We start from the raw sequence: 23,565 nt of genomic DNA on the forward strand, positions 1-23,565 counted from the left end.
GCCTCGGCAGAGCGCATGGTGATGCACGTGATGCGTGCGGCCCAGCAGGGCGATGTGCCGCTCTACACCTGGACGCTGGGTCTTCCGCAACCGCAGCTGCTGGCCTTGCTGGCCGTTCTCTATCCCGAACTGGCGCCGCTGCAGGGCATTTCCGATGCCAGCTACCGCCTGCTTCACGCGCAGGTGCCGCCCCGGCAGCACCGTCTGGCAGCGCGCCTGCTGGAGTGCGCCGCCCCCCACCCGGACCGGCTGCATCTGGGCGCCATGGCGCGCGCCCTGGCCATGGCCTGCGCCGGCGAAGATGAACTCTGGCAAGATGCCGGATTGTCCAGCCCGCAGGCCTTGCAGGAGCTGTTGCGGGTGCGGTTCCCGGGTGTGCCGCTGGGCGGCCAGCCGGTGGACAAGCCATGGCTCTGGCGCTGGCTGGAGGCCATCCCCATGAATGTTCCCGCAGGAGGATCCCCCGTGTCGCACGATGCATCCCGCGGCGAGCCGCATGACGCTGCCAGCGAGGCAGTGGCGCAGCCCGCCAGCCCGCCCATCGGCCTGCAAGGCCAGCTCAGCATGACGGTGCAGGGCGAACTGCTCGGCGGTGCCCGCCAGGTGGCCCTGCTTGAAGCCATCGCCAGCACCGGCTCCATCACCCACGCGGCCAAGGCCGTCGGCGTCAGCTACAAGGGCGCCTGGGACAGCATCGACCACATGAACCAGCTCGCCGGCGAGCCCCTGCTGGAGCGCAGCAGCGGCGGCAAGGGCGGCGGCGGCACGCGCCTCACGCAGCGCGGCCAGCAGCTGGTGGAAAACTTTCGCCAGATCGAGGCCGAACACCAGAAGTTTCTCGCCTTGCTCTCCCAACAGGCCGCCGGCATGGCGGACGACTATTTGCTCATGAGGAAAATGGCCATGAAAACCAGTGCCCGCAACCAGTTCGCCGGAACCGTGCGTTCCATCCACACCGGCGCGGTCAACGACGAAGTGGTGATCGCCATTGGCGGCGGCCATGAACTCGTCGCCATCGTCACGCACGACAGCGTGGTCAGCCTCGGCCTGCAGGTCGGTGGCCCGGCCATTGCGCTGGTGAAATCCTCCTCCGTGCTGCTGGCGACCGAGGTGGAGAGCGTGCGCTTCTCTGCACGCAACCGACTGAGCGGCCGCATCAGCCGCGTGCATCCCGGCGCGGTCAATACCGAGGTGGTGCTGGATCTGGGCGAGGGTCAGTCCCTTGCCGCCATCATCACTCAGGGCAGCGCCGATGCGCTGGAACTGGCCGAGGGGCAGACGGCCACGGCGCTGTTCAAGGCGTCCAGCGTGATCGTGGCGGTGCCGGTCTGAATACGGCGCTTCCGGACAGCCCACAGTTCTGAAACCACCTGCTCCCGTACAGGCGGCACAGCCATGCCACTCGATCCCATCGTGATGACCCCCATCGCCGTCATCCACACCCCGTTCAGGGAAGTGCGCGACGCGCCCATCCAGCCACTCGGAGGGCAGGGCGTGCGCGGCTCCATCGTACTCGATCCGGCCTATGCCGAGGGGCTGGCCGATGTGGACGGCTTCTCGCACCTCACGCTGGTCTACTGTTTCGACCGCATTCATGCGCCAGCATTGCGCGTGGTGCCCTTCATGGATACGCAGGAGCGCGGCATCTTTGCCACCCGCGCGCCCAAGCGGCCCAATCGCATCGGCCTCTCCACCGTGCGGCTGCGCAGCGTGCAGGGCTGTGTGCTCGAGATCGAGGATGTGGACATGCTGGACGGCACGCCGCTGCTGGACATCAAGCCCTTCTATCCGCGCTACGACAATCGCGCCGATGTGCGTCTGGGCTGGCTGGAGCGGGTCAAGGACCTGCCTGTGGAGCGGCTGAAGGCTGATGAGCGCTTCGTTGACAAGGGAGACGCCTTTCCATCATCGCCGTCACGGTAGAAGCAAGCAGGCCGCCAGGTTCTGAACGGCCGCGCAGCGCTTTCCGTCTGCCTCAGTGGCCTCGAGCCAGCTTGTCAAAGCCGTTCTCCACCGCATACACCGCGGCCTGCACGCGGCTGTGCAGGCTCAGCTTGCGCAGGATGTTCTGCACATGCACCTTGATGGTGCTTTCGGCCACGTCCAGCGTGCGCGCGATCTGCTTGTTGCTGGCGCCCTGGGCCAGCCAGGCCAGGGTTTCGCGCTCGCGCGGGGTGAGCGATTCGTATTCGGACGGTTGCTGCGTGGGCGCTGGCGCCCGCAGGCGCTGCACCAGCTTGGCCGTCATCTCGGGAGACAGCACGCTGTCGCCCTCCACGGCACGGCGGATGCTGCCGAGCAGGAAATCGGCATGGATGTTCTTGAGCAGATAGCCGCGCGCACCCAGGCGCATGCACTCGGCCAGATCCTCGCCATCTTCCGACACGGTCAGCATCAGCACCGCCAGTTCGGGCTGTGAACTGAGGATCTGCTCCAGCGCATCGCGGCCATGCATCACCGGCATGTCCAGGTCCAGCAGCACCGCATCGGGCTTGAGCTGTTCGGCCAGCTTCACGCCTTCCAGTCCGTCGCCGGCCTCGCCGACGATCTCGAAATCGCCCTGGCGCTGCAGCAGGGCCTTCAGGCCGCTGCGGAACAGGGTGTGGTCATCCACCAGCAGGATGCGTAGCGGTGGGGTGTCGGCGGGCATGATCATGTCGCAATCCGTTGATTCTGGGGCAGCAGCAGCGACACTTGCGTGCCGCCCTCTGCCTGGCGGTGAATGGTAACGCTGGCGTGGATGCGGTGGGCGCGCTCCTGCATGATGGACAGGCCCACATGGTGGGCACGGCGCTCTTCCATCTCGTCGGCATCGATGCCGCGGCCATTGTCGGTGATGGTCATGACAAAGTCGTCCTCGTTGCGGATGGCAACGGCCACTGCACTGGCCTGTGCGTGCTTGCGCACGTTCGACAGCGCTTCCTGCAGGATGAAGATCACCTGCAGCTGCTGCTGCGGATCCAGGGGCAGGCCTTCGCCTTCCATGCGCAGCGTGGTGTGCACGCCGGTCTGTGATTCAAAGCGCGCCAGCAGGGAGCGTACGGCCTCGGGCAACTCCTGCTTGCTGATGCGCACGCGGAAGTTGAGCAGCAGCTCGCGCACATCCTCGTAGCTTTCCTGCACGCCGGCACGGATGAAGGCCAGGTTCTCCTGCGCCTGTTCCCTCTCGCCGGCCGCCACGGCCGCTTCCAGCATCTGCACCTGCAGGTTGAGGAAGGAGAGCGACTGCGCGATGCTGTCGTGCAGGCCCTGTGCCATCAGGTTGCGCTCCTCCATCACGGCGAGCTGGCGGTCGCTGGCCGCCAGGCGTGTGTTGGCAATCGCCACGCCCAGATGGCTGCCGAGTGCCTCCAGCAACTGCTGCGTCTCGGCGCCGGGCTGTTCGCCATCGCGGAAGAACAGCGTGAAGATGCCCAGATCCTGCTGGTTGGCACGGATCTGGAACACCGTGACGGCGTCGAAGCCGGCGTTCTGGCAGGGCAGGGAGGGGATCAGCGGCACCTGGTGTTCCGTGCGGTCGATGCGGCGCAGCACGGTTTCGCCGCTCTGTACGCTCTGGCCGCAGTAGCAGGCATTTACGCGCGAGCACTCCTGCTGCGTCAGCAGGGCATCGGGCAGGCCCACCTGCACCACGGCGTCGATCTTGCCGCGTTCGCTGTCCAGCAGGCGCACGGCACCGGCAGTGGCGCCGGTCAGTTGCATCACCTGCTTCAGGAAGCCCTCGCAGGTGTCTTCCAGGTCGTGCGACTGGTGCAGAAAGGTGGTGACCTGGTACAGCGCTGCCAGCTGCCGGTTGTTGCTTTCCAGTTCCTGCGTCTTGGCCGCGACCTTCTGCTCCATGGTGTGTACCAGTCCCTGCAGGCGGCCGGCCATCTGGTTGAAGCCTTCCGACAGCGCACCGAACTCGTCCTGGGTGTCCAGCTCCACACGGCTGCCCAGATCGCCCTGGCTCAGCCGCTGCATGCCCTGGTGCAGCTGGTTCACCGGCAGGATCACCAGCAGGTAGAGCAGATACATCATGCTGAGTGCGCCCACGGTGGCCATGCCGATCAGCACCAGCTGGAACACGCGCAGCATGGAGGTGTTGCGGGCGTTGTCGATCTCGATCAGCTGCACCAGCCGGTCGATGCCGTCCACGAAGGCATCGGCCTCTCGGTCCAGCGTCTGTGCGCCCGTGGCCTGCAACTGGCCGGGCTGCAGCAGCGGCACCATGCGCTGCTGCCAGTGGTTGCGGATCCAGTCGGCCTGGGCGTGCACCTCGGGCGTATCGGGCAGGAACAGCGGGCGCGCCGGATCGCCGGCAATCAGGCGGTCCAGCGTGGTCTGGAATTTCGTGCGCTGCTCCTCGATCACCGCAGGGGGCTCGTTCTGGCTCAGCAGCATCACGGTGCGGTAGGTGCGCATGCGCAGGCTGCCGGCGTCGTTGATGGCGGCAGCGCCCCCCTCGAGCTTCCACGACAGCAGCAGCGTGAAGCCGATGGAGATCATGGCCACGACCAGCCACAGCACCGAGAGCACCAGCAGTTTGGTGCTCAGGCTGTGGCGACTGGGGAGCTGGTCGAGATTCATGCCGCGATCATAGTGCGATCGTGCTTTTCGCGCGCCGCTTCCAGCGGACAGACCAGCGGCACGAACTGGCGTGCATCGGTGTCATAGCCCCAGAGTGCGCCGCTGTGCAGATCGAAATACCAGCCATGCAGGGTCAGCAGGCCCTGTTCCACGCGTGCGGACACCCAGGGGTAGGACAGCAGGTTCTCCAGCGACACCAGCACCGCCGCGCGCTCGGCCAAGGCCTGCTGCCTTTCCGGCGACACGCCCGCATGGTGCGTGCAGACAAAGCGCCGCGCCGGCTCGGCAATGCGCAGCCAGCGTCCGAGCGCGCTGTCGGCCAGGGTGCTGCGCTGCATCAGCGCGCGGATGCCGCCGCAGCCGGAATGACCGAGCACGATCACGTGCTGCACTTCGAGGCTGAGCACGGCAAACTCCAGTGCTGCCGCCACGCTGGCATGTGGATTGTCCGGCTCGTTCGGCGGCACCAGATTGGCCACATTGCGCACGGTGAACACCTCGCCCGGCGCGGCGTCCATCAGCATGGGCGGATGCACGCGCGAGTCGCAACAGCCAATCACCAGCGTGCTGGGATGCTGGCCATCGCGCAGGGTCTCGAACACGCCGCCTTCGGCACCGAAATGCTGGTGCTGGAAGCGCTTGAAGCCGTCAAGCAGGTGGTCGACCGTGTGTTTCATGGCTCAGCCTCCGGTCATCGACATGAAACGCACGATTTTTTCCGGCCGCGCCAGAAAATCATGCCGCTCGGGCTTGCGGGCAATGGCCTGGCGGATCGCCTGCTCCAGCTCGGCATCGCTGCAGCCGGCCCGCAGCAGCTGGCGCAGCTCCACCTTGTCCTCCTGACCGAGGCAGAGGTAGAGCGTGCCATCCACCGACAGGCGCACGCGGTTGCAGGTGTCGCAGAAGTGCTGCGACAGTGGCGTGATGAGACCGAGCGTGAAGCCGGTGCCCGGGCTGGTCCAGTAGCGGGCCGGGCCGCCGCCCATGGGCACGGTGCAGCGCACCAGGCCGAAGCGTTGTTGCAAGTCATCCAGCAGCGGCAGCAGCGGCACGCCTTGCGTGTTGCGCCCGTTTTCGCCCACCGGCATCGCCTCGATCAGGCGCAGCACGAAGCCGTGCTCCATGCAGAAGGCCACCATGGGCTCGATGTCGTGCTCGTTCACACCCGCAATCGGCACCATGTTGATCTTGATGCGCTCGAAGCCGGCACGTTGCGCCGCGCGCAGGCCGTCCAGCACATGATCCAGGCAGTCGTTGCCGGTGATGTGCTGCACGCAGTCGTGGCGCAGCGAATCCAGGCTCACGTTCAGGCGCTGCACGCCGGCCGAGCGCAGCAGCATGGCCTGGCGACCCAGCTGCGTGCCATTGGTGGTGAGCGAGAGATCGTCGATGCCGGGCAGGGCGGCGATGCCGGCCGCCAGCATGGGCAGGCCCTTGCGCAGCAGCGGTTCGCCACCGGTGAGGCGCACGCGGCGCGTGCCCATCCGGCTGAAGGCGGCTACCACGCGCGTGATCTCGTCCAGTGTCAGCCAGTGTTCCGGCTGCTCGAAACCGCGAAAGCGCCGTGGCATGCAGTAGCTGCAACGCAGATCGCAACGGTCAGTGACGGAGACGCGCAGATAGTCGACCGTGCGGCCAAACGGGTCGGAGAGGACGGGGGAGGCGTTGGCGGGAACTTCCATGTCCCGTTTATAGGGAACACGGGCGCGCTTGCCACTTGGCGAGTGGGAGGAGGGGGCTAGTTACTTTGGCGGATCAGCCGCGCTTCTTCGCCTGCTTGCGCGCCTGGTCGAAAGCCTCGCGCTGGCTGTCATGCGCCTCCCAGCGTTGCGCCACCTGATTGCAGACCAGGTCGCACAGGGCAAAGATGGACGGATCGGCCACGCTGTAGAACACGCTGTTGCCCCGGCTCTCGCGCGTGACCAAGCCCTGCTGCGCCAGCAGCAGCAGATGGCGCGACACGTTGGCGGGGCTGGATTCGACCTTCTCCGCAATCTCGCCCACGCTGCACGGACCGGCCCGCAGCACATTCAGGATGCGCAGGCGGGTGGTTTCGGACAGGGTGCGGAAGTAGCTGGCAATGTGTTCCAGCGCTTGCGCGGGCAGATGCTGAAGCAATCCGTCGGATGTCATGCGGGCAGCTCACAATGGCGGTGGGAGAGTTGGCAGTGTACAACTATTCAATTGATTGCGCAATTAAGAATTTGCGTATTCATACAAATACGTATAATGTAAATTGTCATGCGTGGCGGATGCCGTGCTGCTGCGCAGGTGCCTGTGGTTTGCACCTGCCGGATCCCTGAACAAAAGGTGTGTTTCCCATGAAGCCTCAATTCCTTCTGCGCCGCCTGGGCGGCTGGCTGGCCGTCGTGGCCTTGGGTGCCGGTGTCGGCCCTGTTGCACTGGCCGCCACCCTGCCGAGCGTGGCCGTGTCCGGCGCTGCGGACAGCAGCATGAGCAGCTACGAAGGCACGGTGGAATCGCTGCGCCAGACCACCATGGCTGCGCAGGTGCCCGGCGCCGTGGTCGAACTGCCGGTGCGTGCCGGCCAGCGTGTGAGCGCCGGCCAGCTGCTGCTGCGCATCGACGCCCGCGCTGCCAACCAGGCCGCCACTGCCAGCCAGGCCCAGATAGGCGCCGCCCGCGCCCAGCTGGATGTGGCAGCCAAGGATCTGGAGCGCAAGCGCCAGCTCGCCGCCAAGAACTACATCAGCAAGGCCGCGCTGGAGCAGGCCGAGGCCGGCTACCGCGCCGCCGCCGCCCAGGTCAACGCGCTGACGGCCGCTGCCGCTGCCGCCACCACGCAATCCGGCTTCTACGTCGTCAAGGCCCCGTATGCCGGCGTGATCTCGCAACTCTCCATCGAGCTGGGCGACATGGCCATGCCGGGCCGCCCGCTGCTCACCCTCTACGATCCCGCTTCCCTGCGCGTCACGGCTTCGGTGCCGTCCTCGGTCATCGGCCGTGTCGATCCTGCCAAGGCCCAGGTCGAGCTGCCGGATGCCGGCGGCAGCATGATTGGGCCGACGCGCGTCGAGGTGCTGCCTGCGGTTGATCCGCGTTCGCTCACGCAGGCACTGCGTGCCAATCTGCCGGCCGGTCTGGACCGCGCCGTGCCGGGCATGTTCGCCCGCGTCTGGCTGCCGGTGCCGGCTGCGGCCGCAGCGGCGCAGGGCGCTTCCGCCCCCGCCGGTGGCTCTGCCATCCTGGGCCAGAACCTGCGCGTGCCGCTCAAGTCCATCGTGCGCCGCGGCGAGATGACGGGCCTCTACGTGCTCGACGCCAAGAACCGCCCGCTGCTGCGCCAGGTGCGCCTGGGCCGCACCACGGGCGACCAGGTCGAGATCCTGTCCGGCCTGCAGGCGGGCGAGCGTGTGGTGACCCAGCCGCAGGCTGCGGCCCGCGTGCAGTAAGCGCGGCTGAGAGGCAGGCATGAGCGAACAGCACCGCACTCCCCCGACCGACACCGCCAGCGCCACGCGCATGGGCGTGTCCGGCCGCATTGCCGCGTTTTTCCAGTCGGCGCAGATCACGCCGCTGCTGGCGCTGGTGGCCTTTCTGCTCGGCGTGTTCGCCGTGCTGGTCACCCCGCGTGAGGAAGAACCGCAGATCGACGTCACCATGGCCAACGTGATCGTGCCCTTCCCCGGCGCGGCCGTGAAGGACGTGGAATCGCTGGTGGCCACGCCAGCCGAGCAGGTGCTGTCGCAGATGACGGGCGTGGAACACGTGATGAGCGTGTCGCGTCCCGGCGTGGCGGTGCTGACGGTGCAGTTCAAGGTGGGCGTCAAGCGCAACGATGCGCTGGTGCGCCTGTATGACACCGTGGGCGCCAACGCCGACTGGTTGCCGCCCGGCCTGGGCGTGCTCTCGCCCATCATCAAGCCCAAGGGCATCGACGACGTGCCCATCGTGGCACTCACGCTCTACACCAAGCGCACCGATTCCGGGTCCTTCGATCTGGAGCGCGTGGCGCACAGCATCGAGGCCGACATCAAGCGTGTGCCCGGCACGCGCGAAGTCAGCACCATTGGCGGCCCCGGCCATGCCATCATGGTCGAGATCGACCCGGCACGCCTGTCTGCCGCCGGCCTCACCGTGCATGACCTGCGCAACGCCCTGCAATCCGCCAACTTCGGCCTGCCGCTGGGCGACCTGATCAGCGGGAACCAGGCGGTGGCGATCGAATCCGGCCCCTATCTGCGCAACGCCGACGATGTGGCCGAGCTGCTGGTGGGCGCACCGGGCGGCAAGCCCGTGTTCCTGAAGGACGTGGCCACCATCCGCGACGGCACGCCGCCGCCTGCGCGCTATGTCTGGTACGGCGAGCCCGCCAAGGCCGGCGCAACTGCTGCCGAAGGGGCCGCCGCTCCTGCCCAGGGAGCCAGCGCTGCCGGTCCGACGGGTGTCGAATACCCCGCCGTCACCATCGCCGTCACCAAGAAGCCCGGCGAGAACGCCATCGACGTGGCCAATGCCGTGATGGAGCGCGTCGATCAGCTGCGCAACACCGTGATCCCGGCCGATGTCTACGTGGAAGAAACCCGCAACTACGGCGAAACCGCCAACGACAAGGCCACCAAGCTGATCCAGAAGCTGCTGTTCGCCACGCTGTCGGTGGTGGCGCTGGTGTTCATCGCGCTGGGTCGCCGCGAAGCCGCCATCGTGGGCACAGCCGTGGTGCTGACGCTCACCGCCACGCTGTTCGCCTCCTGGGCCTGGGGCTTCACGCTCAACCGTGTCTCGCTGTTCGCGCTGATCTTCTCCATCGGCATTCTGGTGGACGATGCCATCGTGGTGGTGGAGAACATCCACCGCCACCAGCAGCTCTATCCGGGCAAGTCCCTGCGCGAGATCATCCCCGGCGCGGTCGATGAAGTGGGTGGCCCCACCATTCTGGCCACCTTCACCGTGATTGCTGCGCTGCTGCCCATGGCCTTCGTGTCCGGCCTGATGGGCCCGTACATGAGCCCGATTCCGATCAACGCCAGCATGGGCATGCTGCTGTCGCTGGCGATTGCCTTCGTCGTCACGCCCTGGCTGGCGCGCCTGTGGATGAAGGCCACGCATACAGACGACCACGGCAAGGCCGCCGGCCATGGTCTGGCCGGCAAGCTCGATCCGCTGTTCCGCAAGGTGTTCAACCCGCTGCTGCATCCGCAGTCCGGCAAGCGCAACCGCCGCCTGCTGGGGCTGGGCGTGGCCGGCCTGATCGTGCTCTCCGTGCTGCTGCCGGTGGCCGGTCTGGTGGTGCTCAAAATGCTGCCCTTCGACAACAAGAGCGAATTCCAGGTGGTGGTGGACATGCCTGCCGGCACGCCGCTGGAAAAGACGGCTGCCGTCATGCATGAGCTGGGCGCGCATCTGGCCACCATCCCCGAGGTGAAGAACTACCAGGCCTATGCCGGTACCGCCTCGCCCATCAACTTCAACGGTCTGGTGCGCCAGTACTACCTGCGCACCGCCAGCGAAATGGGCGACATTCAGGTCAACCTCGTCGATGCCAAACACCGCGACGACCAGAGCCATGTCATTGCCACGCGCGTGCGTCCCGGCCTGCAGGACATCGGCAAGCGCCACGGCGCCAACGTGAAAGTGGTGGAAGTGCCCCCGGGCCCGCCGGTGCTCTCGCCCATCGTGGCCGAAGTCTACGGACCCGAAGCCGAAGGCCGCCAGCAAGTGGTGAAGGCGCTGCGCAAAGTGTTCGCCAGCACGGCCAACGTGGTCGATGTGGACGACACTACCAGCGTGGCCGCACCCAAGGTGGAACTGATCGTGGACCGCCGCAAGGCCGCCCAGCTGGGCGTGCCGCAGCAGGCCATCGTCGCCACGCTGCGCACCGGCCTGTCGGGCGATGCCGCCACCTTCCTGCATGACCAGAGCCGCTACGCCGTTCCCACGCAGATCCAGTTGCCGGCCGAAGCCATGGGCAGCCTGGATGCGTTGCTGCAGCTGTCCGTGCGCACCGGCGCCGGCACCCTGGTGCCGATCCGCGAGCTGGTCACCGTGAGCGACAGCGTGCGCGAGCAGCCGTCCTTCCACAAGGACCTGCTGCCGGTCAGCTTCGTCATGGGCGACATGGCCGGCGAGGTGGACAGCCCGCTCTACGGCATGTTCAAGATGCGCGGCGAGCTGGACAAGATCCAGACGCCCAACGGTGGCAAACTCGATGAATACTTCATCACCCAGCCGCAGGACCCGTACCGCAACTACGCCGTCAAGTGGGATGGCGAGTGGCAGATCACCTACGAAACCTTCCGCGACATGGGCGCGGCCTATGCCGTCGGCCTGATCCTGATCTACCTGCTGGTGGTGGCGCAGTTTGGCTCCTACCTGGTGCCGCTGATCATCATGGCGCCGATTCCGCTGACCATCATCGGCGTGATGCCGGGCCACGCGCTGCTCGGCGCGCAGTACACGGCCACCAGCATGATCGGCATGATCGCGCTGGCCGGCATCATCGTGCGCAACTCCATCCTGCTGGTGGACTTCATCAACCTGCAGGTGAAGGAGGGCGTGCCCTTCGAGGAGGCCATCGTCAAGTCGGCCATCACGCGCGCCCAGCCCATCATGCTGACCGGCCTGGCCGCCATGATCGGTGCCTTCTTCATCCTCGATGACCCGATCTTCAACGGTCTGGCCATCTCCCTGATCTTCGGCATTTTCGTCTCCACCATCCTGACGCTGGTGGTGATTCCGATGCTGTATTACGTCGCCTACCGCAAGCAGTACAGCCAGCACGGCAACCCGCCGGAGGCTGGCAACCCGGTTGCCGTGGCTTCCCCACCTGCAGAGCCGGCAGCCGGCCCGGGCACCCCTGCCTGAGCAGACCCGACCCCCTCGTTTTTTTCTTCAAGGAGCTTTTCTCATGACATCCTGGCAACTCGTTCGCATGATCGGTGGTACCTTCATCCTGCTGTCCCTGGCACTGGGCGTTGAAGGCAGCCCCATCTTCCACAGCTCCAACTGGCTGTGGTTCACCGCCTTCGTCGGCGTCAACCTGCTGCAGAGCGGTTTCACCAAGTGGTGCCTGATGGAAACCATCATGCGCAAGCTGGGTGCCCGCGCCGGCAACTGATAGACCCACTTCCGCAAGGAGTCCGCCATGCAAATCGTCTGTGCAGCCTGCGGCGCGAAGAACCGCGTCGCCGAAACCGATCTGGACAAGGAAGTCAACTGCGGCCGCTGCAAGGCGGAGCTGTTGCCCCGTCATCCGGTGGCGCTCACCGATGGCAATTTCCAGGCCTTCGTGTCTGGCACCGAAATGCCGGTGGTGGTGGACTTCTGGGCGCCCTGGTGCGGCCCCTGCCGCATGATGGCGCCGCAGTTTGAACAGGCCGCAGCACGCATGCCGCGCGTGCGCTTCGCCAAGCTCGATACCGAGGCCAACCAGCGTACTGGTGCGGCCCTCGGCATTCGCAGCATTCCCACGCTCGCCCTCTATGTGGGCGGCCGGGAGGTGGAGCGCATGAGCGGTGCCATGAGCGCGGCCGACCTGCAGCGCTGGATCGAGGGATCGCTGGCGCGGCACAAGGGATAAATTCATGCGTAGACAGACATTGCTGGCCCTGGCACTGGTGGCCCTTGCCGGGGGCGCTCAGGCCACCACGGTCGACCTGCTGGAAGCCTGGGGCGGCGTGCAGGGCCACGACCGCGAACTGGCCAGCGCGCGCCTGAACCATGCCGCCAGCCAGACCAAGCGCGACCAGGCATCCGCGCTGTGGAAACCCAACGTCATGCTCAGCGGCACCGCCGGTGCTGCCACCAGCGAGACGGCCATGAACGGCGCGGCGTTTTCCATGCCGGGCCAGCCACAGGTGACCGGCGTGAACTTCGCCACCTCGGTCACTGGCGGCAAGATGACACGCTGGGCCGTGCAGGCACAGCAGCCGCTGTACAACCGTGGCCGTTCTGCCGGCAGTGCCCAGCTCAAGCTGCAGGCCGACCTGGGTGACAGTGGCTGGCAGGCGGCCCAGATGGACCTGATGCTGCGCACGGCACAGCGCTACTTCGACGTGGCGCTGGCACAGGAGCGCCAGCGCATCCTGGCCCGGCAGCTGCAGGCGGTGCAACGCTCGGCCGACGAGGCGCACGAGCGCTTCCGTCTGGGCGATGTGGCGGTGACCGACAGTCACGAGGCCGATGCCGCGCTGGCCGGCCTGAAGGCGCAGAAAGTGGCCGCCGACCTCGATCTGGACAACAAGCGCCAGATCCTGGCCGACAGCATCGGCGTGACCCATCCCACCGCCATGCTGCCCACGCGCGTGCCCGCGCTGGTGAGTGACAAGGCGATGGAGCAGTGGCTGCAATCGGTGCAGGGCAGCAACGCCCAGTTGCGCATGCAGCAGATTGCCGCCGAGATCGCACGCCAGGAAGTGCGCAAGCACGATGCACTGTCCTCGGTCACCGTCGATCTGGTGGCCCAGGCCGGCAAGGACCGTGTCTGGGGCAGTGGCGATTTTGGTCAGGCCAGCAACCGCAACACCAACTACATGGTGGGCGTGCAGGTGAACATCCCGCTGTACACCGGCGGCATGCGCAGCGCCAAGGAGCGCGAGGCGGTGGCCCTGGCCGACAAGGCCGAGGCCGACCTGCAGCAGGCGCAGACCACCGTGGGCCAGCAGGCACGCCTGCTCTGGAGTGCGCGCGAGGCCGATGCGGCGCGTGTGCGCGCTCTGGAAGAGGCGCTCAAGGCTGCGGCTTCGCGTCTGGACGCCACCTACCTTGGTCGTGCCGTGGGTGACCGCACCACGCTGAACGTGCTGAATGCCCAGACCGACCATGCCAACACGGCGCAGTCGCTGGCCGAGGCGCGCGTATCTGCCGTGATGAACCAGCTGCGTCTGGCTGCCATGACCAGCCAGCTGGATGAAGGCGAACTGCGCCGCGTGAATGCCACGCTGAAGCCGGTGACGGCGCCTTGACATACGACGGGGGCAGGCTGCATCTTCAGGCCGTCCCCGGGAGCCGAGGCGTATCATTCGGGGCAGGCCGCCCGCATCGAAGGCGGCCACGATTCACCAACCGGCACTCGCGTGACTTCCACCTCCCTTCCCGATTCCTCTTCCGTCCCGGTGGCCATCATCGGCGCCGGTCCGGCCGGCCTGATGGCAGCTGAAAAACTGTCTGCCGCCGGCGTGGCCGTGCATGTGTTTGACGCCATGCCCTCGGTCGGCCGCAAGTTCCTGCTGGCAGGCAAGGGCGGGCTCAACCTGACCCATTCCGAGCCGTTTGCGGCCTTTGCCTCGCGCTATGGCGCACGCCAGCCGCAAATCGAACCGCTGCTGCGTGCCTTCGATGCCGATGCCGTGCGCACCTGGGCGCAGGGGCTGGGCGTGCAGACCTTTGTCGGCACCTCGGGCCGCGTGTTTCCGCAGGAGATGAAGGCCGCGCCGCTGCTGCGTGCGTGGCTGCACCGTCTGCGCCACCCTGCATCCGGCGTGCCGGTGCAGTTCCACATGCGCCACCGCTGGCTGGGTTTTGCGATCCCACCGGAGCCCGGACAGGCGCTGGCGCTGCGCTTCCAGACACTCGAGGGTGAACGCACGGTGCAGGCGGAACAGGCCTTGCTGGCGCTGGGCGGCGCAAGCTGGCCGCGTCTGGGCTCGGATGGTGCCTGGGTGCCGCTGCTGCGGGAGCTGGGCATCGAGGTGGCCGAGTTGCGTCCGGCCAACTGCGGGTTTGATGTGGCCGCGACCCCAGCGCGGCAGGCTGAGACCAACGCCAACGCCAACGCCAACGCCAACGCCAACGCCAACGCCAACGCCAACGCCAACGCCAACGCCAACGCCGGCGCCGGCGCCAACGCCAACGCCAACGCCGGCGCCGGCGCCGGCGCCGGCGCTGGTGCTGGTGCGGAAGCCCCAGGCGGCTGGTCCCGCCATTTCCGCGAGCGTTTCGCCGGCGAGCCGTTCAAGGCGGTGGCGATCGACTGCGATGACGGCCAGGGCGGGCGTTTCCATCGGCGCGGCGAGTTCGTGGCCACGGCCACCGGCATCGAGGGCAGCGTGGTCTACGCGGCCAGCAGCCTGCTGCGCGATGCCATCGAGCGGAACGGGCAGCCGGCAGAACTGCGCATCGACCTGCTGCCCGACCACAGCCCCGAGCAGGTGCTGGCCGCCGTGCGTCATCCGCGCGGCAGCAAGAGCCTGTCCGGCCACCTGAAAAGCCGGCTTGGCCTGCAAGGCATCAAGGCTGCGCTGCTGTACGAGGTGCTGAGCAAGTCAGCCATGCACGATGCCGAACAGCTGGCACGCGCCATCAAGGCCCTGCCGCTGCAGCTGGCAGCGGCGCGGCCGGTGCAGGAAACCATCAGCAGCGCCGGTGGCGTGTGCTTCGAGGCGCTGGATGCGCATCTGCGCGTGCAGGCGTTGCCCCGGCTGGCCGTTGCCGGCGAGATGCTGGACTGGGAAGCACCTACCGGCGGTTATCTGCTGACGGCCTGCCTGGCCAGTGGCGTAGTGGCCGCGGAGGGCATGCTGGCGCAGCACGGCCACTGAACCGCTCCCGTCCGCATTGGCAGCAGCGCAGCGATTGCGACCAGACGCCCTTGCTGCAGCGCAGAGACTGAGAAACGACGGGTTTCCTGTTTGTGCCGGCCCGGATCGTTGAGCCGCGTCAGAGGCAGAGCAGCCAAATCCGGCCAGAATGGGGCAGAGGGCGCCGGGAACAACCCAGTACTGCTCTGGCAGAAACCGGCAAGCTCCGGCAACCGCCACAAAATTCCGCGACAATCACTGACCCGTCCCCCGGAGGCGCTCTCTTGGCATGGCTGTTCCAGCCAGCGCAGGCAGCGCCCGCGGACGGCAGAACCGGTCCGGCCCACGGACAAAGGCGGTGCAGTCGAGGCCGCGAAAAACAGGAAACTACATGGGCTCTCTCGAACAACGGTTGAACACGATCACGGCAGACCGCCTGGCGGGCATGCTGCGCGGCGTGGAAAAGGAAAGCCTGCGCACGCTGCCGGACGGCAAGCTGGCGCTCACGCCGCATCCCAGGGAGCTGGGCTCGCCGCTCACACACCCGAACATCACCACCGACTTCAGCGAATCGCAGGTCGAGCTGGTTACGGGGGCGCACGCCAGTGCCGATGCCTGCCTGGACGAGCTCACGCGCATCCATCAGGAGGTGTACCGTGTGCTGGCGCGCCATGGCGACGAAATGCTGTGGGTGGCCAGCATGCCCTGCGGCCTGCCGACCGATGAAACCATTCCGCTTGGTCGCTACGGCAATTCCAACGTGGGCCGCGCCAAGAGCGTGTACCGCATGGGTCTGGGCCACCGCTATGGCCGTCGCATGCAGACGATTTCCGGCATCCACTACAACTGGTCGCTGCCGGACCTGAGCAATGCCGAGTACTTCGGCCTGATCCGCAATTTCCGCCGCAATGCCTTCCTGCTGCTGTACCTGTTCGGCGCTTCGCCGGCCGTGTGTGCCAGCTTTGTCGATGGCCGCGAGCACGAACTCGAGCTGCTCACGGGGCGCACCATGTACCGCCCTCACGCCACCTCGCTGCGCATGGGGCGCCTGGGCTACCAGAGCGATGCCCAGGCCTCGCTGGCGGTGAGCTACAACGGTCTGGAGGGCTACGCAGCCTCCCTGCACGAAGCACTGACCAAGCCCTATGGCCCTTATGAGGCGATCGGCCTGCGCAATCTGGGGGGCGACTACAACCAGCTCGACACCAGCCTGCTGCAGATCGAGAACGAGTTCTACGGCACCATCCGTCCCAAGCGCGTGATCGCGGCGGGCGAACGCCCGCTGCATGCGCTGCGCCAGCGCGGCGTGCAGTACGTGGAAGTGCGCCTGATGGACCTGAACCCTTTCCTCGACGTGGGCATCGACGCCGAGACCATGCGCTTCCTGGACCTGTTCCTGCTGCATGCGCTGCTCAGCGACAGCCCGCCGGATACGCCCGACGAGATCGCTGCACTCAAGCACAACCAGCACCTGACGGCCGAGCGTGGTCGCGAGCCGGGCCTGCGTCTGGAGCGCAACGGTGCGGAAGTGCTGCTGGTGGACTGGGCTGCAGAGGTGCTGGCCGAACTGGCCCCTATCGCGCAGCATCTGGACGCGATCAAGGGCGGCACCGCCTACGCGCAAGCGCTTACCATGGCGCAGGAGCGCATGGCCAATCCGGCTACACTGCCTTCGGCACAGGTGCTGCAGGGCATTGCTGCGGTGGAAGTGCCGTCCTTCGTCAGTTTTGTGCGTGAGCGCTCGCAGGCTGCGCGCGAGGCGCTGATGGCCTTGCCCTATCCGGTGGGCGAGCAGGCACGCTTTGCCGCGTTGGCGGAAGAATCCGTCGAGGCGCAGAAAGCCATCGAGGCGGCGGACGAGATCCCGTTCGAGCAGTACCGCGCCCACTATGTCTCGCCGGACCGGCTCACGCCCGGTTCGGCTGCTGCGGCCGCCTGAGCGGTAACGACGGGGCCGCTGAGTTAGCGACCCCTGGCAGGCTGCTGGCTATTGCTGGCAGGGCTGGCAGGGCTGGTTTCAGGGTTCTTCGCCGCCGGCGCGCTGGCGGGAGCCTGGGCCGCAGACTCCTCTTCACGCGGCACCAGCACCGGCGGCATGCGCGCATCCCCTTGCTGGCGACGGCGGAACATGGCCGCGCGGGCCAGCAGCACGGTGGTGATGGGCACAGTGATCGACAGCACCACCACGATGATCCAGCTGCGCAGCGACAGGCTCTCCTGTACCCAGCTGAAATAGATGGCCGAGGCCAGCGCCGCACTCCAGGAGGCTGCGGTGAAACCCAGCGCCGGCGGGTGCATGCGCTGGAAGAAGTCCTTCAGCCGCACCATGCCCCAGGCGGCAATCAGCGCAGACAGGCCGCTGATCACCAGCAGGATGGAGACTGTCCATTCAACCCAGAGCGGCAGGGTGGTGTTCATTCGATCACCTCGCCACGCAGCAGGAACTTGGCCATCGCGGCCGAGCTGACATAACCGGTCAGGGCAATCAGCAGCGCGGCCTCGAAATACATGGCGCTGACGTTGTTGATGCCCAGCACCAGCACGGCCAGCAGGGCGATGCAGTAGAGATAGTCCAGCGCCAGCACCCGGTCCTGGGCCGAAGGGCCGACCAGCAGCCGCCACAGCGTGAGCACGGCGGCAATGCCGAAACAGGCCAGCGAAAAGATGAGGGCGACGGTCAGCACGGGGCTCATTGGTAGATCTCCAGCAGGGGCGCCTCGTAGGCCGACTTGTAATGCGCGATGAAGGCGGCTTCGTCCTGCACGTCCCACACATGCAGGCGCACCGCGCTGGCATCACGCGCCAGCTCGCACCAGACCGTGCCCGGCACCACGGTCGTGATCATGGCCAGCGCGGCCAGGCCGGTCGGGTCACGCAGTTCCAGCGGGATGGTGACGAAGGCGCTGTTGGGCACGCGCTGCTGCAGCCGCAGCACACCGGTGCCGACTTCGAGGTTGGAGCGCAGCACGTCGCGCCCCACCAGCAGCACCAGGCGCAGCACGCGCAGCGGACGGCGGATGCGCGGCTGCTGCGGGCGCAACGAGGCGAACAGGACCGGCAGCAGCAGACCCAGCAGCAGCGCCAGCAGCACATGGCCGACGGACCAGGATTCGTTCAGCAGCAGCCACAGCACCACCAGCGCGGCAGACAGCAGCGGGGCAGGAAACAGGCGGCGCATCATGGCTGGCTCCTGCTGGCGGAAAGGCCCTGCAGCGGAGCCGGCGGCTGCAGTGACTCGGCAGCCGGGCGCAGCCGGGCCAGCGCCGAGGGCGCAACGCCCAGGGGCGTGGTGGAGACGGCCGGCGTTACCGGCAGCGGCGCAGGGGGCTTGAGCGGGCCCTGTCCGGGCCGTACCGTGGCCGCCATGACGGCGCCGACATAGGCATCGGGCTGGTGCAGGCCGTGGGCGGTGCGGTAGGTATAGGCCAGCACCGGCTCGGCACGCACCACCAGCAGCAGGCACAGCAGCATCAGCGCCGAGATCGGCAGGAATTCGATCACGCGCAAGCGCGGTGCCGGGCGGTCCTGCGGGGCCCAGAAGAAGCGGATGCCGGCGCGGCTGAAGGCGATCAGGGCCAGCAGCCCGGACAGCACCAGCAGGATCAGCAGCGCCCAGCCGGCCGGCCGGATGGTGGCCACGCTGTCGGTCAGGCCGTAGGGGTTGAACAGCGCCGTCAGCATGGCGACCTTGCCGACAAAGCCCGACAGCGGCGGCAGGCCGGCAATCAGCAGCGCACAGGCGATGAAGGTGGCGCCGAGAAAGGCCATGGCAGCCGGAATGGCGCGGCCGATCAGGGCATCTTCCTGGTCGTCGAGGTTGATCTCCTCCTGCACCAGCATGTCGACCGGGAAGGGCAGGGATTCGTCATCCATGTCGAACGGCGGCAGCGGCTCGTCCGCCTCGCGCGAGCGTTCGACCAGATCGGTGATGAGGAACAGTGCGCACAGCGCCAGCGTGGAGCTCATCAGGTAGTACAGCGCGGCGCCGGTGAGCGTGGACTGGCCGAAGCCGAAGGCGGCCAGCAGCGTGCCGGACGACACCAGCACGGAGAAGCCGGCCAGACGCCCCACCTGCTGCGAGGCCAGCATGCCGATGGCGCCAAAGGCCAGCGTGATCAGGCCGCCCCAGACCAGTACCTCGCTGCCGAACATGGCCGAGCCTTCCGCCGTGGGCGGGAACAGCAGCGTCCACAACCGCAGCAGGGCGTACAGGCCGACCTTGGTCATCAACGCGAACAGCGCCGCCACCGGCGGGCTGGCCGAGGCATAGGCCGGCGTGAGCCAGAAGTTGAGCGGCCAGACGGCGGCCTTGGTCAGGAAGGCGACGGCGAGGATGGCGGCACCGGCATGCAGCAGGCCGCGGTCGGTGGTCGGAATCTGTGGAATCTTGACCGCCATGTCGGCCAGGTTGAGCGTGCCGGTGATGCCGTACAGCAGCGCCGCGCCCAGCAGGAACATCAGCGAGGCCATCAGGTTCAGCGCCACATAGTGCAGGCCCGAGCGCACGCGCGGCCAGCCCGAGCCATGCAGCAGCAGGCCATAGGAGGCCGTCAGCATGATCTCGAAGAACACGAACAGGTTGAACAGGTCGGCCGTGAGGAAGGCGCCGTTCAGGCCCATCAGCTGCAGCTGGAACAGCGGGTGGAAGTGCACGCCCGCCTTGTCCCAGCCTGCGGCCGAGAACAGCAGCGAAGCCGAGGCCACGATGGCCGTGATCAGCAGCATCATGGCGGTGAGGCGGTCGGCCGCGATCACGATGCCGAAGGGCACCGGCCAGTTGCCGGGCAGGTAGACGCCCACGGCCCCGGTGCCGCCGCTTTCCTTGACCCAGGCCAGCAGGGCGATGGCAATGCCCAGGCCCAGTGCGGTGGAGAGCACGCCCAGCAGGCGCTGGCTTTGCGGCATGCGGCGGCCCAGCAGCAGCATCAGCGCGGCCGTGAGCATGGGCAGCAGGATGGGGGCGACCAGCAGGTGCGGCATCAGGGCGTCGAGCCAGTGTCCGTTCATGCGTCCTCCTCGCCATCGACGTGGTCGGTGTCGGACAGGCCGCGCGCTGCCAGCAGCAGCACCAGGAACAGCGCAGTGGTGGCAAAGCCGATCACGATGGCGGTCAGCACCAGGGCCTGCGGCATCGGGTCGGTGTAGTTCTCGAGCGTGGGCTGCAGCCAGGACAGCACGATGGGTTCACGTGCAATCGACAGGCTGCCCGACACGAAGATGAACAGGTTGACCGCGTACGACAGCAGCGACAGGCCGATGATGACCTGGAAGGTCCGCGGACGCAGCACCAGCCAGGTGCCGGAGCCGGCCAGAATGCCGATCACGATGGCCATCAGGATTTCCATCGGGCGGCCTCCATTTCCTGGGCGCGGATGGCGTCATCCACGGATTCCGAAGTGGCCCCCTGGGTCTTGACGGGCTTGCGCTGGCGACGGATGGACAAGTGGGCCAGCGCCGTCAGGATCAGCAGCGTGGCGCCCAGCACCACCGAGAACACGCCCAGATCGAAGAACAGCGCGCTAGGCACATGCATGGCGCCCAGCACCGGCAGCTCCAGATGGGCCGTGTGCGTGGTCAGGTAGGGGTAGCCGAACAGCAGCGAGCCGAGGCCGGTTGCCAGCACCAGCAGCAGCCCGAAGGCGATCCAGCGGCGCAGGTGCAGGTTGATGTGGGCTTCCACCCACTGCGTGCCCGCCACCATGTACTGCGTGATGAAGCCGATCGCCACCACCAGTCCGGCCACGAAGCCGCCGCCCGGCTCGTTGTGTCCGCGCATGAACAGGTGGATCGCCAGCATGGCCGTGACCGGCAGCAGCAGGCGCGCCAGCACCGCCGGCACCAGCAGGTAGCCCACAGCGGTGTCATGCGCCATGCGGGGGTTGATCAAGTCGGTCTGCAGGTCGGCCGGCGTGGCGCGCTGCTGCGCCGGGGCCTGCAGGCTCTCGAGCGGCGGACGGAAGCGGCGCAGCAGGGCATACACGGTCAGCGCCACGATGCCGAGCACCACGATCTCGCCCATGGTGTCGAAGGCACGGAAGTCGACCAGCATCACGTTCACCACGTTGGTGCCGCCGCCCTCGGGCAGGGCACGCTCCAGGAAGAAGGGGGAGATGCTGTAGGGAGCGGGGCGCGTCATCAGCGCATAGGCCAGCCCGGCCAGTCCGAGGCCGACCAGCACCGACAGGCCCAGATCGCGGCCGCGGCGCAGGCGGGCGCGCAGCGGATTGCGGTCTCCCAGCGGCTGGCGCTTGGGCATCCAGCGTAGGCCGAGCAGGAACAGGATGGTGGTGACGACCTCGACCGCCAGCTGTGTCAGCGCCAGATCCGGTGCCGAGAACCAGACGAAGGTCAGGCTGGTGGCCAAGCCGGCGCCGCCCAGCATCAGCAGGGCGGCCAGGCGGTGGAACTTGGCCTGCGTGGCTGCGCCGATGGCACAGGCAATGCCCACGACCCAGATCAGCACGAAATCCCAGCCCAGCGGCACGCGCGGGCGGTTGCCCCAGCTCAGGCCGGAGGACCACAGCGAGGCGGTGATGGCGGCCATGCCGACCAGCACCAGCAGCAGCATCTGCGGCTGCAGCCGGCGCGTGTACAGCGTGCGCTGGACACGGCGCGCGCCCTGGGCCAGCAGGGCCAGAACGCCGTCGAAGATACGCTGGCCATCGAAGCGGCCGAACAGCGGGATGCGCTTCCAGCGCTTGTCGCGCAGCGGCTTGCGCAACAGGAACCAGATGGCGGTGCCGCCACTCATGGCGATCAGGCTCATGATCAGCGGCGCGTTCACGCCATGCCACAGCGACAGGCTGTAGGCCGGCATGGGGCCGCCCACCACCGGCTGCGCCGCCATGTGCAGCACCGGGCCGATGATGGCGGCAGGCGCCACGCCCACTGCCAGGCACAGCAGCACCAGCAGTTCGATCGGCACACGCATCCAGCGCACCGGCTCGTGCGGCTCGCGTGGCAGGCGGGTGGCGCGTGGCCCGAAGAACACGTCCACCACGAAGCGCAGCGAATAGGCGGTGGCAAACATCGAGGCCACCATGGCCGCCAGTGGCAGCGTCAGCTCCACCCAGGGCAGCGAACTGATGTAGACCGTCTCGGCAAAGAACATTTCCTTGGAGAGGAAGCCGTTGAGCAGGGGCACGCCGGCCATGGCGGCACTGGCCACCAGCGCCAGCGTGGCCGTGATCGGCATGGCATGGCGCAAGCCGGACAGGCGCCGGATGTCGCGCGTGCCGCTCTCGTGGTCCACGATGCCGGCCGCCATGAACAGCGAGGCCTTGAAGGTGGCATGGTTGATGATGTGGAACACGGCAGCCACGGCGGCCAGCGCGCTGTTCAGCCCGAGCAGCAGCGTGATCAGGCCCAGGTGGCTGACGGTGGAATAGGCCAGCAGGCCTTTCAGGTCGTTCTGGAACATGGCCAGATAGGCGCCCAGCAGCAGCGTGGCCAGGCCCGCGGTGGCCACCAGCCAGAACCATTCCTCGCTGCCGGCCAGCACCGGCCACAGCCGCGCCAGCAGGAACACGCCCGCCTTCACCATGGTGGCGGAGTGCAGATAGGCAGACACCGGCGTGGGCGCCGCCATGGCGCGCGGCAGCCAGAAGTGGAAGGGGAACTGCGCGCTCTTGCTCAGCGCTCCCAGCAGAATCAGCACCAGCAGCGGGGTGTAGAGTGCATGTTCCTGCACGCGCTGGCCGGCAGCCAGCACCGCATCCAGATCGTAGCTGCCGACCACATGGCCGAGCAGCAGCACGCCGGCCAGCAGTGCCAGGCCGCCGGTGCCAGTGACGGTGAGCGCCATGCGTGCGCCGCGCCGCGCGTCCTTGCGGTGGTGCCAGTAGCCGATCAGCAGGAAGGAGAACAGGCTGGTCAGCTCCCAGAAGAACACCAGCTGCACGATGTTGCCGGACAGCACGACGCCCAGCATGGCGCCCATGAAGGCCAGGAAGAAGGAGAAGAAGCGCGGAACCGGATCCTCGCGCGACATGTAGTAGCGCGCATAGACGGCCACCAGCATGCCGATGCCGGTGACCAGCATGGCGAACATCCAGGCAAAGCCGTCCACCCGCACCACGAAGTTGACGCCGATGGAGGGCAGCCAGCGGAGTTCCTCGCGCAGCACCTGTCCGGCCGCCACATCGGGATAGAGCAGGGCCACCTGCACCATGGCTGCCAACGCCACCAGCGCGGCCCAGGTGGCAGCGGCGGTACGGGCGTGCGTGGGCAGCAGGGCCGCCACGGCGCTACCGATGAACGGCAGCGCAAGCAGGAACAGCAAGGTCATGCAGGCAGAAAACGGAACGCGATGGTGTGGGCGGAGGTGCCCGGGATGGGGTCTTCCGCGTTATGAGTTGCGGAAGGTATGGTCTTGATTCTAATGATAATTCGTCATGAAGCCGGGTTTTCGGCCAGAAAACCTGCCGCTTTTTCCGGGTTCAGCCGCCGGATTTTGCTCCGGATGCAGAAAAAACGGCCTACTGGAATGCCCTGCAGGCCGTTGTCCGCTGGCACCGGT

Annotated in this window: 20 protein-coding genes and 1 pseudogene; 10 read left to right on the forward strand and 11 right to left on the reverse strand. The window is 67.3% G+C overall.

Annotation, left to right across the window (positions count from 1 at the left end; genetic code table 11):
* Positions 1-30: 30 nt before the first annotated feature.
* From BMW28_RS13080 to tsaA, 3 genes and pseudogenes are all read left to right on the forward strand, one after another.
* Positions 31-363: pseudogene (locus tag BMW28_RS13080) on the forward strand (nitrogen fixation protein NifQ); the annotation flags it as partial.
* 201 nt (positions 364-564) lie between these two features.
* Positions 565-1,332 (forward strand): TOBE domain-containing protein, encoded by a 768-nt coding sequence (locus BMW28_RS13085; protein WP_234970014.1) that lies wholly within the window; start codon positions 565-567, stop codon positions 1,330-1,332.
* Between the two features lie 63 nt (positions 1,333-1,395).
* Positions 1,396-1,923, forward strand: a complete 528-nt coding sequence (tsaA, locus tag BMW28_RS00965) for a tRNA (N6-threonylcarbamoyladenosine(37)-N6)-methyltransferase TrmO (RefSeq protein ID WP_234969917.1) — start codon at positions 1,396-1,398, stop codon at positions 1,921-1,923.
* 52 nt (positions 1,924-1,975) lie between these two features.
* Here tsaA and BMW28_RS00970 read toward each other — a convergent pair whose 3' ends face one another.
* From BMW28_RS00970 to BMW28_RS00990, 5 genes are all read right to left on the reverse strand, one after another.
* Entirely contained in the window at positions 1,976-2,650 is a 675-nt protein-coding gene (locus BMW28_RS00970; protein WP_091815285.1) for a response regulator, read from the reverse strand.
* A 2-nt stretch (positions 2,651-2,652) separates the two neighbouring features.
* Positions 2,653-4,569: a type IV pili methyl-accepting chemotaxis transducer N-terminal domain-containing protein gene (locus BMW28_RS00975; RefSeq protein ID WP_091812890.1), complete on the reverse strand. Its 1,917-nt coding sequence runs from the start codon at positions 4,567-4,569 to the stop codon at positions 2,653-2,655.
* On the reverse strand, positions 4,566-5,246 hold the full coding sequence (locus BMW28_RS00980; protein ID WP_091812891.1) for a carbonic anhydrase: 681 nt from the start codon (positions 5,244-5,246) through the stop codon (positions 4,566-4,568). The genes BMW28_RS00975 and BMW28_RS00980 overlap by 4 nt, the downstream gene beginning before the upstream one ends.
* Positions 5,247-5,249: 3 nt before the next feature.
* A complete protein-coding gene (gene moaA / locus BMW28_RS00985; protein WP_091812893.1) occupies positions 5,250-6,251 on the reverse strand; it encodes a GTP 3',8-cyclase MoaA in 1,002 nt (333 codons plus the stop codon).
* A gap of 73 nt (positions 6,252-6,324) precedes the next feature.
* Entirely contained in the window at positions 6,325-6,702 is a 378-nt protein-coding gene (locus BMW28_RS00990; protein ID WP_091812896.1) for an ArsR/SmtB family transcription factor, read from the reverse strand.
* Between the two features lie 188 nt (positions 6,703-6,890).
* Between BMW28_RS00990 and BMW28_RS00995 the strand changes: the two genes are divergently transcribed.
* The 7 genes from BMW28_RS00995 to gshA all read left to right on the forward strand — a co-directional run bounded on the left by BMW28_RS00995 (position 6,891) and on the right by gshA (position 16,986).
* Entirely contained in the window at positions 6,891-7,982 is a 1,092-nt protein-coding gene (locus BMW28_RS00995; protein WP_091812898.1) for an efflux RND transporter periplasmic adaptor subunit, read from the forward strand.
* Positions 7,983-8,052: 70 nt separating this feature from the next.
* Positions 8,053-11,394 carry an efflux RND transporter permease subunit gene (locus BMW28_RS01000; protein WP_091815288.1) on the forward strand — a complete coding sequence of 1,114 codons (3,342 nt, stop codon included), beginning with the start codon at positions 8,053-8,055 and terminating at the stop codon, positions 11,392-11,394.
* A gap of 43 nt (positions 11,395-11,437) precedes the next feature.
* Positions 11,438-11,647: a YgaP family membrane protein gene (locus BMW28_RS01005; protein ID WP_091812900.1), complete on the forward strand. Its 210-nt coding sequence runs from the start codon at positions 11,438-11,440 to the stop codon at positions 11,645-11,647.
* Positions 11,648-11,674: 27 nt separating this feature from the next.
* Positions 11,675-12,109, forward strand: coding sequence for a thioredoxin TrxC (trxC, locus tag BMW28_RS01010; RefSeq protein ID WP_091812902.1), 435 nt, complete (start codon positions 11,675-11,677; stop codon positions 12,107-12,109).
* 4 nt (positions 12,110-12,113) lie between these two features.
* Positions 12,114-13,493 carry a TolC family protein gene (locus BMW28_RS01015; RefSeq protein ID WP_091812904.1) on the forward strand — a complete coding sequence of 460 codons (1,380 nt, stop codon included), beginning with the start codon at positions 12,114-12,116 and terminating at the stop codon, positions 13,491-13,493.
* A gap of 183 nt (positions 13,494-13,676) precedes the next feature.
* Entirely contained in the window at positions 13,677-15,068 is a 1,392-nt protein-coding gene (locus tag BMW28_RS01020) for a TIGR03862 family flavoprotein (protein ID WP_234970016.1), read from the forward strand.
* Between the two features lie 370 nt (positions 15,069-15,438).
* Entirely contained in the window at positions 15,439-16,986 is a 1,548-nt protein-coding gene (gene gshA, locus BMW28_RS01025; protein ID WP_091812908.1) for a glutamate--cysteine ligase, read from the forward strand.
* Positions 16,987-17,009: 23 nt separating this feature from the next.
* Here gshA and BMW28_RS01030 read toward each other — a convergent pair whose 3' ends face one another.
* The 6 genes from BMW28_RS01030 to BMW28_RS01055 are packed head-to-tail and all read right to left on the reverse strand — an operon-like array spanning position 17,010 to position 23,334.
* On the reverse strand, positions 17,010-17,465 hold the full coding sequence (locus BMW28_RS01030; protein ID WP_091812909.1) for a Na+/H+ antiporter subunit G: 456 nt from the start codon (positions 17,463-17,465) through the stop codon (positions 17,010-17,012).
* Positions 17,462-17,740 (reverse strand): K+/H+ antiporter subunit F, encoded by a 279-nt coding sequence (locus BMW28_RS01035; RefSeq protein ID WP_091812911.1) that lies wholly within the window; start codon positions 17,738-17,740, stop codon positions 17,462-17,464. Before BMW28_RS01035 ends, BMW28_RS01030 begins: the two co-directional genes overlap by 4 nt.
* On the reverse strand, positions 17,737-18,228 hold the full coding sequence (locus BMW28_RS01040) for a Na+/H+ antiporter subunit E (RefSeq protein WP_200785688.1): 492 nt from the start codon (positions 18,226-18,228) through the stop codon (positions 17,737-17,739). Before BMW28_RS01040 ends, BMW28_RS01035 begins: the two co-directional genes overlap by 4 nt.
* A complete protein-coding gene (locus BMW28_RS01045) occupies positions 18,225-20,054 on the reverse strand; it encodes a monovalent cation/H+ antiporter subunit D (RefSeq protein WP_091812913.1) in 1,830 nt (609 codons plus the stop codon). Before BMW28_RS01045 ends, BMW28_RS01040 begins: the two co-directional genes overlap by 4 nt.
* Positions 20,051-20,392 carry a Na+/H+ antiporter subunit C gene (locus BMW28_RS01050; RefSeq protein ID WP_091812915.1) on the reverse strand — a complete coding sequence of 114 codons (342 nt, stop codon included), beginning with the start codon at positions 20,390-20,392 and terminating at the stop codon, positions 20,051-20,053. Before BMW28_RS01050 ends, BMW28_RS01045 begins: the two co-directional genes overlap by 4 nt.
* The gene (locus tag BMW28_RS01055; protein WP_091812917.1) at positions 20,380-23,334 is read right to left on the reverse strand and encodes a monovalent cation/H+ antiporter subunit A; all 2,955 of its coding nucleotides are present in this window, start codon (positions 23,332-23,334) and stop codon (positions 20,380-20,382) included. Before BMW28_RS01055 ends, BMW28_RS01050 begins: the two co-directional genes overlap by 13 nt.
* Positions 23,335-23,565: the final 231 nt, after the last annotated feature.

The sequence above is a fragment of the Allobrachymonas denitrificans DSM 15123 genome (assembly GCF_900110225.1).
Taxonomy (GTDB): domain Bacteria; phylum Pseudomonadota; class Gammaproteobacteria; order Burkholderiales; family Burkholderiaceae_C; genus Brachymonas; species Brachymonas denitrificans.

What these genes read in the sequence shown, in the direction of transcription:
- BMW28_RS13085 (WP_234970014.1), top strand. Translation starts at nt 565, where the DNA reads ATGACGGTGCAGGGCGAACTGCTCGGCGGTGCCCGCCAGGTGGCCCTG.
- tsaA (WP_234969917.1), top strand. Translation starts at nt 1,396, where the DNA reads ATGCCACTCGATCCCATCGTGATGACCCCCATCGCCGTCATCCACACC.
- BMW28_RS00970 (WP_091815285.1), bottom strand. Translation starts at nt 2,650, where the DNA reads ATGCCCGCCGACACCCCACCGCTACGCATCCTGCTGGTGGATGACCAC.
- BMW28_RS00975 (WP_091812890.1), bottom strand. Translation starts at nt 4,569, where the DNA reads ATGAATCTCGACCAGCTCCCCAGTCGCCACAGCCTGAGCACCAAACTG.
- BMW28_RS00980 (WP_091812891.1), bottom strand. Translation starts at nt 5,246, where the DNA reads ATGAAACACACGGTCGACCACCTGCTTGACGGCTTCAAGCGCTTCCAG.
- moaA (WP_091812893.1), bottom strand. Translation starts at nt 6,251, where the DNA reads ATGGAAGTTCCCGCCAACGCCTCCCCCGTCCTCTCCGACCCGTTTGGC.
- BMW28_RS00990 (WP_091812896.1), bottom strand. Translation starts at nt 6,702, where the DNA reads ATGACATCCGACGGATTGCTTCAGCATCTGCCCGCGCAAGCGCTGGAA.
- BMW28_RS00995 (WP_091812898.1), top strand. Translation starts at nt 6,891, where the DNA reads ATGAAGCCTCAATTCCTTCTGCGCCGCCTGGGCGGCTGGCTGGCCGTC.
- BMW28_RS01000 (WP_091815288.1), top strand. Translation starts at nt 8,053, where the DNA reads ATGGGCGTGTCCGGCCGCATTGCCGCGTTTTTCCAGTCGGCGCAGATC.
- BMW28_RS01005 (WP_091812900.1), top strand. Translation starts at nt 11,438, where the DNA reads ATGACATCCTGGCAACTCGTTCGCATGATCGGTGGTACCTTCATCCTG.
- trxC (WP_091812902.1), top strand. Translation starts at nt 11,675, where the DNA reads ATGCAAATCGTCTGTGCAGCCTGCGGCGCGAAGAACCGCGTCGCCGAA.
- BMW28_RS01015 (WP_091812904.1), top strand. Translation starts at nt 12,114, where the DNA reads ATGCGTAGACAGACATTGCTGGCCCTGGCACTGGTGGCCCTTGCCGGG.
- BMW28_RS01020 (WP_234970016.1), top strand. Translation starts at nt 13,677, where the DNA reads ATGGCAGCTGAAAAACTGTCTGCCGCCGGCGTGGCCGTGCATGTGTTT.
- gshA (WP_091812908.1), top strand. Translation starts at nt 15,439, where the DNA reads ATGGGCTCTCTCGAACAACGGTTGAACACGATCACGGCAGACCGCCTG.
- BMW28_RS01030 (WP_091812909.1), bottom strand. Translation starts at nt 17,465, where the DNA reads ATGAACACCACCCTGCCGCTCTGGGTTGAATGGACAGTCTCCATCCTG.
- BMW28_RS01035 (WP_091812911.1), bottom strand. Translation starts at nt 17,740, where the DNA reads ATGAGCCCCGTGCTGACCGTCGCCCTCATCTTTTCGCTGGCCTGTTTC.
- BMW28_RS01040 (WP_200785688.1), bottom strand. Translation starts at nt 18,228, where the DNA reads ATGATGCGCCGCCTGTTTCCTGCCCCGCTGCTGTCTGCCGCGCTGGTG.
- BMW28_RS01045 (WP_091812913.1), bottom strand. Translation starts at nt 20,054, where the DNA reads ATGAACGGACACTGGCTCGACGCCCTGATGCCGCACCTGCTGGTCGCC.
- BMW28_RS01050 (WP_091812915.1), bottom strand. Translation starts at nt 20,392, where the DNA reads ATGGAAATCCTGATGGCCATCGTGATCGGCATTCTGGCCGGCTCCGGC.
- BMW28_RS01055 (WP_091812917.1), bottom strand. Translation starts at nt 23,334, where the DNA reads ATGACCTTGCTGTTCCTGCTTGCGCTGCCGTTCATCGGTAGCGCCGTG.